6 protein-coding genes are annotated in these 12371 nt (G+C 63.2%); 2 read left to right on the forward strand and 4 right to left on the reverse strand.

Annotation, left to right across the window (positions count from 1 at the left end; translation table 11 throughout):
• Window positions 1-172 precede the first annotated feature (172 nt).
• The gene (pepN, locus tag ACS4RS_RS01070; RefSeq protein WP_449313841.1) at window positions 173-2821 is read left to right on the forward strand and encodes an aminopeptidase N; all 2649 of its coding nucleotides are present in this window, start codon (window positions 173-175) and stop codon (window positions 2819-2821) included.
• 191 nt (window positions 2822-3012) lie between these two features.
• Window positions 3013-5322: an ATP-binding protein gene (locus tag ACS4RS_RS01075; protein WP_439009084.1), complete on the forward strand. Its 2310-nt coding sequence runs from the start codon at window positions 3013-3015 to the stop codon at window positions 5320-5322.
• 25 nt (window positions 5323-5347) lie between these two features.
• Here the strand turns inward: ACS4RS_RS01075 and ACS4RS_RS01080 are convergent, their stop codons facing one another.
• The 4 genes from ACS4RS_RS01080 to ACS4RS_RS01095 form a co-directional block, all read right to left on the reverse strand.
• Complete coding sequence (locus ACS4RS_RS01080) at window positions 5348-8305, reverse strand: bifunctional [glutamine synthetase] adenylyltransferase/[glutamine synthetase]-adenylyl-L-tyrosine phosphorylase (RefSeq protein WP_439009083.1); 2958 nt, start codon at window positions 8303-8305, stop codon at window positions 5348-5350.
• A gap of 135 nt (window positions 8306-8440) precedes the next feature.
• Window positions 8441-9850, reverse strand: a complete 1410-nt coding sequence (locus ACS4RS_RS01085) for an ATP-binding protein (protein WP_439009082.1) — start codon at window positions 9848-9850, stop codon at window positions 8441-8443.
• On the reverse strand, window positions 9847-10602 hold the full coding sequence (locus ACS4RS_RS01090; protein WP_449313842.1) for a response regulator transcription factor: 756 nt from the start codon (window positions 10600-10602) through the stop codon (window positions 9847-9849). The genes ACS4RS_RS01085 and ACS4RS_RS01090 overlap by 4 nt, the downstream gene beginning before the upstream one ends.
• A gap of 67 nt (window positions 10603-10669) precedes the next feature.
• Window positions 10670-12244, reverse strand: a complete 1575-nt coding sequence (locus ACS4RS_RS01095) for a Do family serine endopeptidase (protein ID WP_449313843.1) — start codon at window positions 12242-12244, stop codon at window positions 10670-10672.
• Between the last annotated feature and the right edge of the window lie 127 nt (window positions 12245-12371).

Below are 12371 nucleotides of genomic sequence, written 5' to 3' on the forward strand. Positions count from 1 at the left end.
AGCGGCGCTCATCCGCTCCAGACAGGATATTTTGCCTGCGAACTTGGTGTTCGCGGGCAATTTGCTTTAACTTTAGTTCAGACTTTAATGTAATCATGCCCGGCAAATTTATGGCAGAGTGCGCCCGCCTCTGTATTCCGCGGTTGTCAAATAACGGTCTTCAGGAAACACCATGCGAACAGATACCGGCCAGGTCATTCATCTGGCAGATTACCGTCCCACCGACTTCGTGCTGGAACGCGTGGACCTGACTTTCGAACTTGATCCGACGGAAACAAAGGTCGAGGCACGCCTGATCTTTCATCGCCGCCCGGGCGCCGATCCGGCAGCGCCGATCGTGCTCGACGGCGACGAGTTGACGCTGTCGGGGCTGCTGTTCGACCAGGTCGAGCTCGACCCTTCGCGTTTTGACGCAACAGCTGAAAGCCTGACCGTTCGCGGCCTGCCGGAAAGCGCGCCTTTCGAGCTGACGATCACCACGGTCATCAACCCCGAGGCCAACACCCAACTGATGGGCCTTTACCGCACCGGTGGCATCTACTGCACGCAATGCGAGGCGGAAGGCTTCAGGCGCATCACCTATTTCCCCGATCGCCCCGACGTGCTCGCACCGTTCACGGTCAATATCATCGCCGACAAGGACGCCAATCCGCTGCTCTTGTCGAACGGCAACTTCCTCGGCGGCGCCGGCTACGGCCCCGGCAGGCATTTCGCCGCCTGGTTCGACCCGCATCCGAAGCCGAGCTATCTCTTCGCGCTCGTTGCCGGCGATCTCGGCGTCGTCGAAGACACGTTCACTACCATGTCCGGCCGCGAGGTGGTGCTGAAGATCTATGTCGAGCACGGCAAGGAGCCGCGCGCGGCCTATGCGATGGACGCGCTGAAACGCTCGATGAAATGGGACGAAGAGAGGTTCGGACGCGAATACGACCTCGACATCTTCATGATCGTCGCCGTCTCCGACTTCAACATGGGAGCGATGGAGAACAAGGGCCTCAACGTCTTCAACGACAAATACGTCCTTGCCGATCCGGACCTCGCGACCGATGCCGACTACGCCAATATCGAAACGATCATCGCGCATGAATATTTCCACAACTGGACCGGCAACCGCATCACCTGCCGCGACTGGTTTCAGCTCTGCCTCAAGGAAGGCCTGACGGTCTATCGCGACCATGAATTCTCGTCCGACCAGCGCTCACGCCCGGTCAAGCGCATCGCCGAGGTGCGTCACCTGAAATCGGAGCAGTTCCCGGAAGATGGCGGCCCGCTTGCTCATCCGGTGCGGCCGACGAGCTATCGCGAGATCAACAATTTCTACACGACGACGGTCTACGAAAAGGGCAGCGAGGTCACGCGCATGATCGCGACGCTGCTCGGCAAGGACGGCTTCAAGAAGGGCATGGACCTCTATTTCGATCGTCATGACGGCCAGGCCGTGACGATCGAGGATTTCGTCAAATGTTTCGAAGATGCGAGCGGGCGCGATCTCACGCAATTCTCGCTCTGGTACCATCAGGCCGGTACGCCGCTCGTCACCGCATCGGGCAGCTATGATGCGGCGGCGGCCACCTTCACCCTGTCGCTCGAACAGATGATCCCGGCAACGCCCGGCCAGCCGAGCAAGGAACCGATGCATATTCCGATCAGCCTGGCGCTCTTCGGCGAAAACGGCGGTAAGATCGAGCCGAGCTCGGTCGAGGGCGCGGAATATGCCGGCGAGGTGCTGCATCTCACCGGCCGCACGCAAACGGTAGTGTTCCATGGAATCGGCTCGCGGCCGGTCGTTTCTATCAACCGCAGCTTCTCGGCGCCGATCAACCTGCATTTCGATCAGAGCCCGGCCGATCTCGCCCACCTCGCCCGCCATGAGACGGATCACTTCTCCCGCTGGCAGGCCCTGACCGATATGGCGCTGCCGAACCTCCTCAAAGCCGCGCGCGATGCCCGCGAGGGCAAGCCTGTCGTCTGCGAGGCGACCTTCGTCGAGACGCTGATTGCGGCCGCCGCCGATGAGAGCCTCGAGCCCGCCTTCCGCGCCCAGGCGCTGGCACTGCCGAGCAGATCCGACATCGCCCGCGAACTCGGCGGCAACAACGATCCCGATGCCATCCATGCCGGCCGGCAGGCGATCCTGAAACAGATCGCCGAGGCCGGAAAGGATGTTTTTACTGGCCTCTACGCCGCGACGACGACATCAGGCGCGTTCAGCCCGGATGCGAAAAGCGCCGGTCTGAGGGCGCTGCGCAATACGGCGCTGACCTATCTCTCGCATGCCGAACAGACGCCGGCCCGCGCCAAGGCGGCCTTCGATGCGGCCAACAACATGACCGATCTCAGCCATGCGCTGACGATCCTCGCCCATCGTTTCCCCGACAGCGCCGAGACCGGCGAGGCGCTCGCCGCTTTCCGTGAGCGCTTTGCGGAGAATGCCCTCGTCATCGACAAATGGCTTGCGATCCAGGCCGGTATTCCCGGCGCGAAAACCCTGGATCGGGTCCGCGCCCTGATGGACGATCCGCTGTTCAAGCGGACCAATCCGAACCGGATGCGGTCGCTGGTCGGCACCTTCGCCTTTGCCAATCCGACCGGCTTCGGCCGCGCCGACGGCGAAGGCTATCGTTTCCTCGCCCGCCAGATTCTCGATATCGACGAGCGCAACCCGCAGCTTGCCGCCCGCATTCTGACTTCGATGCGCTCCTGGCGCTCGCTCGAACCGGCGCGCGCCGATCACGCCCAGGCGGCGCTGAACGAGATCGAGCAGGCTGCCGCTCTTTCGACCGACGTGCGCGATATCGTCGAGCGCACGCTTAAGGGGTAATTTGCTTCGGCCGGCCGCCGCGAAACATTCGGCGGCCGGTTGCCGTGCAAATCGAATTGCCCGAAAAGCACGCGATTTTAAATAGTTAACGGATTTTTACCTTTGCCTCTGGACAAGGCGAATCACCCATGATTCTCTAGGTCAGGTTCGAGCGAGCGGCGCGCGAATCACACGAGGGACAAGGCGAAGAGATGATGGACGTGCGGCGGGCAACCGTGGCCGGAGGACGGCTGCGTGTCGATTTTGACGGGTTGAAAGCCTGGCGAGACAGCCTTTCCGGCCATGCAACATCGGACCCGCTTCTCCGTCATCTGCCGAAGGCAGAACTGCTGTTGAAGCGCGCCATTCCGGCGCTGATCGTTGCCTTCCTCTTTGTCGTCGCCGCCTCGCATTTCTTCGGCATGGTCAGCGAATATTCCCGCCTGGAAGCCTCGGCCCGCCATGCCACCGCGCTTTCGGCCGCGACCGCCTCCGCGGTATTTGCCGATACATCCGACATTTTCGACAGCGGCGATGCCGCAGAAGCGCAGGTGCGGCTCGCCAGGTTCCTGCCACAGGACCGGCTCGACAGCGGCGCCTTCGTGCTGCTCGTCCAGGCAAGCGGCAAGGTCTTTGCCGCAACGACCGCCGGACTTTCGTATGTCGGCAGCAATGTCGGCGATTTCTTTCCCGAGGTCTCGGCGATTCGGCGTTTCGGCGATCGCGCCGGCGTCATCGAAACGACGATCGGCGGCGTACCGCATTACGCCGAGATCACGCTGATGGGCAATGCCGGCGGTTATATCGTCGCCGCCACCTCGCTCGACGAGATCAGCCGGCTCTGGCGCGAGCAGCTCGCCCTCAACGTTACGTTGTTTGCCGGCATCTCCTCGATCCTGCTGGTCATCCTCTATGCCTATTACACACAGGTGAAGCGCGCCCGTGACGCGGACGACATCTTCCTGGAATCGAACCTGCGCGTCGAGACAGCGCTGTCGCGCGGCCGCTGCGGCCTTTGGGACTTCGATTTCGAGAACCGCGAATTCTTCTGGTCGCGCTCGATGTACGACATGCTCGGCCTGCCGGGTTCCGACAAGACGATGGGCTTCGGTGAAGCCGCGCGCCTGATGCATCCGGATGACGGCGGGCTCTATGAGATCGCGCGCGCCATCGCCAAGGGCCACTCCGGCCAGGTCGATCAGATCTTCCGGATGCGCCATGCCGGGGGCCACTATGTCTGGATGCGCGCCCGCGCCCAGGTGATCCGCAGCAATTCCGGCCGCGTGCACCTGATCGGCATCGCCATGGACGTGACCGAACAGCATCGGCTTGCCCAGCGTTACGCCGAAGCCGACCAGCGCCTTGCCGACGCCATCGAATGCACCTCGGAGGCCTTCGTGCTCTGGGACAAGAACGATCGGCTGGTCATGTGCAACACGCATTTCCAGCAGGCTTACGGCCTGCCGGACAGTGTGCTCGTGCCCGGCACCGAGCGCTCGATCGTCAATGCCGCCGCTGCCCGCCCCGTCATCGAACGGCGGATTGCCGATGCCGACGGCCCCGGCTATTCGCGCACAACGGAAGTACAGCTTGCCGACGAGCGCTGGCTGCAGATCAACGAGCGGCGCACCCGCGACGGCGGCAGGGTCTCGGTCGGCACCGACATCACGCTGATGAAACGTCATCAGGAGCGGCTGCGCGAATCCGAACGACGGCTGATGGCGACGATCGGCGATCTCTCCGCCTCGCGCCAGACGCTGGAGATCCAGAAATCCGAGCTTTCGACGGCGAACGCCAACTACCAGGCGGAGAAGGAGCGCGCCGAGGCCGCCAACAAGGCGAAATCGGAATTCCTCGCCAATATGTCGCATGAGCTGCGCACGCCGCTCAACGCCATCCTCGGCTTCTCGGAAATCCTGCAGAACCAGATGTTCGGGCCGCTCGGCTCGCTGAAATACGACGAATATGCCCGCGATATCCATGACAGCGGCAAACATCTCCTCAACGTCATCAACGACATTCTCGACATGTCGAAGATCGAGGCCGGCCATCTCAGGCTGCACTGCGAGCGCATCGATCTGGTGCCGCTGATCGAGGAAAGCCTGCGCTTCACCGCCATTCCGGCGGCCGAGAAGAACATCGTCATCGATCAGCGCATCTCATCCGGCCTGGCGCTGACGGCCGACCGCCGGGCGATGAAACAGGTGCTTCTCAACCTGCTCTCCAATGCGGTGAAGTTCACCGACAATGGCGGCCGCATCGCGGTGCGCACACGCCGCATCGACGGCGCCGTCCTCGTCACCATCGCCGACACCGGTATCGGCATTCCCCGCTCGGCACTGTCGAAGATCGGCCAGCCCTTCGAGCAGGTGCAGAGCCAATATGCCAAGAGCAAGGGTGGTTCCGGCCTGGGCCTCGCCATCTCCCGCTCGCTGACCGCACTGCATGGCGGCCGCATGAAGATCCGCTCCCGCGAAGCCGTGGGCACGGTGATCTCGCTGCGTATTCCGGACGATGTCTAAGGAACGGCGTCGTCGCGTCGATGCGTCAAGCCTTCACGACACTCAGGAAGATCTTCCTGACCGCTTTCGAAAGCCGCTTCACCTCGCCTTCCAGCGTCTTGATATCAGGGCAGTCGCCGGCGCGGCAGACCAGTTCGACGAGCCCGGCCGGCGCGTCCTTTGGATCGAACAGGCCGTCGATGCAGAGGCGGATGAGCTGAGAAAGACTGGTGTAAAGGGCGAAGGCCTCGAGGCATATGTCGAGATCGGCCGTCGTCATCAGCCTGTCGCCCAGCACCTTCAAGGCCTCGCCAGTGCTCAGCCCGTTGACGGCAGTGGCGACGCCATTGGTGGGGGCAATCAGCGCCAGATATTGAGCGATGAATTCGAGGTCGATGACGCCGCCGGGAATCTGCTTCAAATCCCATAGGCCCGATGGCGGCTTCTCCCTGTCGATCAACTCGCGCATTTCGGCGACGTCATGCGCCACCTTGGCAGTGTCGCGATCTGCAGTCAGCACCTCGCGGATGATGTGTTCCGCCTCGGCAACCAAGCTGTCATCGCCTGAGATCAACCGGGCGCGGCTCAGCGCCATATGCTCCCAGGTCCACGCCTCTTCACGCTGATACTTGCCGAAGGCATTGATGCGGGTGGCGACCGGCCCCTTGTTGCCGGATGGGCGCAGCCGCATGTCGACCTCGTAGAGCACACCTTCGGCGGTCGGCGCCGACAGGGCGGCGATCAGCCTCTGGGTCATGCGGGTGAAATAACGCGTCGCGTCGAGCGGTTTTGCCCCATCGGATTCGGAAGCCGCATCGTCATAGTCATAGAGCAGGATCAGATCGACGTCGGACCCTGCCGTCAGCTCGAAGCTGCCGAGCTTGCCCATGCCGGCGACGGCGATGCGCCCGCCGGGATAATCGCCGTGCGCGGCCCGCATCTCGCTGACCACGGCCTCGAGTGCGGCTGCGATGATAAGGTCGGCTAGATGAGTGAATGCGCGGGCGGCCATCTGGCCGTTGATCGCGCCGGTGAGCAGACGGATGCCGATCAGGAAGCGCTGTTCGGCGGCGAAGATGCGCAGCCGGTCGAGCACCTCCTCATAGTGGCGCGCCTGGGCAAGCGAGCCCTTCAGCCGCTCGCCGAGATGATCGCGCGTCGGCAGTTCGGCCATCACGCCGGGATCGAGCATGCCGTCGAAGACATGGGGCTTCGCGGCAATCACCTCGGCAAGGCGAGGCGCCGCGGACATGATGTTGACGATCAGCGACAAGAGCGCCGGGTTGCTGCCGAGCAGCGAGAACAGCTGGATGCCTGAGGGAAGGCCGGAGATGAAGCTGTCGAACCGCAGCAGCGCCTCGTCGGCGCGCTTGCTTTCGCCGAAAACCCGCAAAAGCTCCGGCGCCAGCTCGGTCAGCCTTTCGCGCGCCTCGACCGATTGGGTCGCGCGGTAGCGGCCATAATGCCAAGTGCGGATGATGCGGGAAATGTCGGACGGCCTGTTGAAACCGAGCTTCTTCAGCGTTTCCAGCGTATCCGGATCGTCGCCCTGGCCGGTGAAGACCAGGTTTCCGGTACCGGTGGAAAGCTTGCTCTCCTGTTCGAACAGATGGGCATAACGCCGCTCGACCGTCTTCAGCACGCCGACCAGCCGTTCGGCAAAGCTCGGCGTATCGGTAAAGCCCATCATGAAGGCGATGCGCTTCAGGTCGGCATCGGTCTCCGGCAGCAGGTGGGTCTGCTCGTCGCGCACCATCTGGATGCGGTGTTCGACATCGCGCAGGAACCAGTAGGCCTCCGTCAATTCGTCCCGGGTCTCGGCGTCGATCCATTTCGCCTTGGTGAGTTCGCCGAGCGTCTCTTCCGTCGCCCGCCCGCGCAGTGCCGGCATGCGGCCGCCGGCGATCAGCTGCTGGGTCTGGACGAAGAATTCGATCTCCCGGATGCCGCCGCGGCCGAGCTTGACGTTGTGGCCCTTGACCGCGATGGCACCGTGGCCCTTATGCGCGTGGATCTGCCGCTTGATCGAATGGATATCGGCGATCGCCGCATAATCGAGATATTTGCGGAAGACGAAAGGGGAAAGCCCGCGCAGGAAATCGTCGCCCGCCGCAAGGTCGCCGGCAACGGCGCGCGCTTTGATGAAGGCGGCCCGCTCCCAGTTCTGGCCCCTGCCCTCATAATAGATCATTGCCGCCTCGACCGGGATCGCCAGCGGCGTCGAGCCGGGATCGGGGCGCAATCTCAGATCGGTGCGAAAGACATAACCATCAGCCGTGCGCTCCTGCAGGATCCGTACCAGCCGCCGCATCATCCGGGGAAAGATCTCGATCGTGTCGTCCGGATCGGGCACGATGCCCGCCTCTTCATCGAAGAAGATGACGAGGTCGATATCGGAGGAATAGTTGAGCTCGCAGGCGCCGAGTTTGCCCATGCCGAGCACGATCAGTCCGGAGCCGTCGCTCGGCGACGCCGGATCCCGCAGCCGCAGCTTTCCACCCTCATGGGCCGCCAGCAGCAGGTGGTCGATCGCAGCGGCGACCGAAGCCTCGGCAAGCTCGCTCAGCCAAGCCGTCGTCGCCCGCCCGTCGAAGATGCGCGAGAGATCGGCGAGCGCGACGAGGAAGGCGACCTTGCGCTTGATGATGCGCAGCCTGGTCATCACCGCCGATTCCGCCGGTGTGACCCCCTCGCCTTCCGGCCGCCAGCAATCGCGCGCCTCGGCGACCAGCGCCTCGATCTGTGGCTCCAGCGGCTCGGTGATGGCGCCGGCGAGGACGGTGGGATCGAGATTGGCGATTTCACGCAGATACGGCGACAGCGTCAGCGCAGCGGCAATGAAATCGCGAAGCGGGCCTTCGGTCTTCAGCATCGCAGCCACCGACGGCTCTTGACTGCCGGCCTCCTGGAGGTCGGCCAGCGCCAGCTTCAGCTCCGTCTGGCTCAGCGGACGCAGCAGCCCTTCGGCCACATCCTTCAGGCCATGCGTCGATTTCGTCAGCATGCGCTCTCCCTGGCTTTCGGCGGAAGGAGCGACCACGTCGAATCGCGAACTCACTCCTTCGGTCGGGATTAAACTAGGGTCTTGGCGCCAAACCGCCAATACGCGATTCAGCCCATCGGATTTCGGCGGAAAAGATCACGCCGCCTTGGCCGGGAAGATCATGCTGACGGTCAAGCCGCGCTGTTCGGGCTTGTCGGGATCGGTATCAGAGAGCTCCAGCCGGCCATTGTGCAACTCCATGACGGCTTCCACCAGCGAAAGGCCGAGCCCGGTGCCGGGCTTCGAACGGCTTTCATCGAGGCGCACGAAGCGCTTCACCACGTCGTCGCGCCGTTCGGCCGGAACGCCCGGGCCATGGTCGGCGACCGAAAGGCAGATGCCGTCCGGGCGGCGGGCAAGCTTCAGCGACACTGTGCCGGCGCCTTCGGTATCGGCGGAATATTTGATCGCATTGTCGAGCAGGTTGAAGATCGCCTGGCCGATCAGTTCGCGATTGCCCTGGACCTCGACGCCCGGTTCGACGCTGGCGCTGAGGCCGAGCCCGGCTTCCTCGGCCGCCGGCTCGTAAAGCTCGGCGCTGTCGGACACGATCGCTGAAAGCTCCACCGGCGACATTTCCGCCGCCACCGATCCGGCCTCGACGCGGGAGATCATCAGCAGCGCATTGAAGGTGCGGATCAACTGGTCCGATTCGGAAATAATGCCTTCGAGCGCTGTGCGCCGCGTCTCGCCATCGGCCATATCAAGCGCATCGGCCGCCTTGTTGCGCAGCCGCGTCAGCGGCGTCTTGAGATCGTGGGCGATATTGTCGGAGACCTGCCGCAGGCCCTCGTTCAGCTTTTCGATGCGCTCCAGCATGGTGTTCAGAGACATGGACAGGCGGTCGAACTCATCGCCGGAGCCCACGACCGGCAGGCGCTGCGACAGGTCGCCTGCCATGATCTTCTTGCTCGCATCCGACATGCGGTCGATGCGTTTCAGCGCATTGCGACCGATGGCAAACCAGATGATGATCGCGCCAAGCCCCATGATCGCCAGCGCCACCATCAGCGCCTGGCGCACCAGGAGACGGAAACGCTCGGGATCGCCGAGGTCGCGGCCGATCAGGATCCGCAAGCCGTTGTCGAGCACGAAAATATTGGCGATCGCCTTGTGGCGGCGCTCGACGCCGCTGTCGGTATAACGCTGATAGATGAAGGGCGCCGAAGTCCAGCCGATTTCCTCGAAGACACCGGGCTGCACCGAGGCGACGTTGCCGGCGAGAATATCGCCGGAGGGACCGGCGATGATATAGAGATTGGCGCCCGGCTGGCGGGCGCGCCGCTCCATCGTGCGCAACAAAAGGTTCATGCCGCCGGTGTCATAGGCGCGCTGCACCTGCTCTACCTCCTGCTTGACGGCGTCGCGGATCTGGCCGGTCAGCAGCCGTTCCGACATCGCCGTCACATAGAAGACGAGCGTCGCGGCGCAGATGGCGAAAAGCAGGATGTAGAGTGCCGAAAGACGGACTGCAGTGGACTTGAAGAGAACCCTGAAGCGGCTCATCCCTCATCCTTGATCATGTACCCCGCGCCCCGGATGGTCTTGAGGAGCGGCTGGCTGTAGTCCTTCTCGATCTTCGAGCGCAGGCGCGAGACATGGACGTCGATGACGTTTGTCTGGGGGTCGAAGTGATAGTCCCAGACATTTTCGAGCAGCATGGTGCGGGTTACCACCTGGCCGGCATTCTTCATCAAGTATTCGAGCAGGCGGAATTCGCGCGGCTGCAGCGGGATTTCCTTGCCGCCGCGGCGCACCTCGTGGGAAAGCCGGTCGAGTTCGAGATCGCCAACACGATAGACGACGTCCTGCTCCGGCGTGCCCTTGCGCCGGCCGAGCACCTCGACGCGCGCCAGCAATTCGCTGAAGGCATAGGGCTTCGGCAGGTAGTCGTCGCCGCCGGCGCGAAGGCCGGTGACGCGGTCATCGACCTGGCCAAGGGCGGAAAGGATGAGAACCGGCGTGTGGATGCCCTTGCGGCGCAGCTCGCTGATGACGGAGAGCCCGTCCCGACGCGGCAGCATGCGGTCGATGACGATGACGTCGTAAGTGTTCTCCGACCCCATGAACAGACCGGCCTCGCCGTCGCTGGCGTGATCGGCGACGATCCCCGCCTCGCGAAAGGCTTTCGTGAGGTAGACCGCGGCTTCGAGATCATCTTCGATGATGAGAATCTTCATGCGGCCGACATTACCCACCGGCTGCGTTTCGGCAAGGCTCAAAGCATCTTCCTGCGGGGCGGCGCTCATCGCGATCATCCTTCAGAGGTCAGAACAATCAAGCCGCGCGGATTTTCATCCGCACGGCTCCTGTTTTCTTAAGCGATCAGCCCTGGCCGTTGATCGGAAGTGCGACGAAACGGCTTCCTTGGCTCGACTGGATCTGGAAGAGCGCGCGGGTGCGGCCGTCCTTCTTGGCCTGGTTCAGCACCTTGACGACATCGGCTGCAGTGGAGACCTCCTGGTTATTGACCGAGGTGATCTTCTCGCCTTCCTTGATGCCCTTGTCGGCGGCGTCGGAGTCGGGGTCGATGCCAGTGATCGCCAGGCCCTTGCCGTCATCGGAAGGACCGACCGTCAGGCCGAGATCGGCAAGCGCCTTTTCGGACGCCGGTGCCTCGGGCTGCTGCGGCTGGCTGTTGTCCTCGGCGTTCGCATCCTTCTGGTCGGCCGGCAGCGTGCCGAGCTCGACGGTCAGAGGCTGGGCCTTGCCGGCGCGCCAGACCGAAAGCTCGACCTTGCTGCCCGGCTGCATCGCGCCGATGCGGCGGCTGAGATCACGCGCATCCTTGATCGTTTCACCGTTCAGCGCGGTAACGACGTCGCCAGCCTTCATGCCGGCCTTATCGCCAGGCGACCCGGCCTGCGGGGCGACGACAAGGGCGCCGCTCGGCTCGGAAAGGCCGATGGATTCGGCAATATCCTTGGTCACCGGCTGGATCTGGACACCCAGCCAGCCGCGCGAAACCTGGCCATCCTTCATCAGATCGGCGACGACATCCCTGGCTGTCGAAGCGGGAATGGCGAAGGCGATGCCGACGCTGCCGCCGGACGGCGAGAAGATCGCGGTGTTGATGCCGACGACTTCGCCGCTGAGGTTGAAGGTCGGACCGCCGGAGTTGCCGCGGTTCACGGCAGCATCCACCTGCAGGTAATCGTCATAGGGGCCGGAGCCGATGTCGCGGCCGCGGGCCGAGACGATGCCGGCCGTGACCGTGCCGCCGAGGCCGAAGGGGTTGCCGACGGCGACGACCCAGTCGCCGACGCGGACATTGTTGTCATCGGCCCAGTTGACGTAGGTGAACTTCTTGCCCTTGCCGTCGACCTTCAGCACGGCGAGATCGGTGCGCGGATCCTTGCCGATCAGCTTGGCATCGAGCTCGGTGCCGTCATTCATGACAGCGACAAAGGCCTGGCCATCGGAAACGACGTGGTTGTTGGTGACGATATAGCCGTCCTCGGAGATGAAGAAGCCCGACCCTTGAGCGACCGGACGCAGACGGCCCTTGCCGCCGGGGCCGTTCTGGCCAAAGCGCCGCTGATGGCCCTGCTGATCATTCGGATCCTGGCCGAACTGCTTGAAGAAGCGCTTCAGCGGGTGATCGTCGGGAAGATCGTCGAAGCCGCGGCCGTTGAAGTCGAAGGAGAAGCCGTCATTGTTATTGTCGGAGACGGGATTGACGCGGTTTTCGACCCGGACGGAAACGACGGCCGGCGAAACGGCATCGACGACATTGGCGAAGCTCGGGACGGAGGGCGCCTGAACCTTGACAGCTTCGGCGTAAGACCGGGTGATTTCCAGCGGAACGCCGGTTGCAAGCACAGCGGCTGCGATACCGGCGACGGTAGACGCCTTGAGCACGGTGGCGAGGGACGGACGTCCGTTGAAATTCTTAAGCATTGGAGCACCTTCTCTTGTTCTTAAATCTTCAGCCCGGCAGCGCCGGGTCAGTCGATGCATCAAGATATAGGATGGCGCACATTACTGCGAACTGTCCGGCCAATGAAAAATTGGTAATGTATGAAAA

Origin of the sequence: Rhizobium sp. F40D2 (assembly GCF_051810745.2) — a bacterium.
In the GTDB taxonomy this organism is placed as follows: domain Bacteria; phylum Pseudomonadota; class Alphaproteobacteria; order Rhizobiales; family Rhizobiaceae; genus Rhizobium.

Bases quoted from the DNA above. Each gene is read 5' to 3' on its own strand.
- pepN (WP_449313841.1), top strand. From the start codon at position 173: ATGCGAACAGATACCGGCCAGGTCATTCATCTGGCAGATTACCGTCCC.
- ACS4RS_RS01075 (WP_439009084.1), top strand. From the start codon at position 3,013: ATGATGGACGTGCGGCGGGCAACCGTGGCCGGAGGACGGCTGCGTGTC.
- ACS4RS_RS01080 (WP_439009083.1), bottom strand. From the start codon at position 8,305: ATGCTGACGAAATCGACGCATGGCCTGAAGGATGTGGCCGAAGGGCTG.
- ACS4RS_RS01085 (WP_439009082.1), bottom strand. From the start codon at position 9,850: ATGAGCCGCTTCAGGGTTCTCTTCAAGTCCACTGCAGTCCGTCTTTCG.
- ACS4RS_RS01090 (WP_449313842.1), bottom strand. From the start codon at position 10,602: ATGATCGCGATGAGCGCCGCCCCGCAGGAAGATGCTTTGAGCCTTGCC.
- ACS4RS_RS01095 (WP_449313843.1), bottom strand. From the start codon at position 12,244: ATGCTTAAGAATTTCAACGGACGTCCGTCCCTCGCCACCGTGCTCAAG.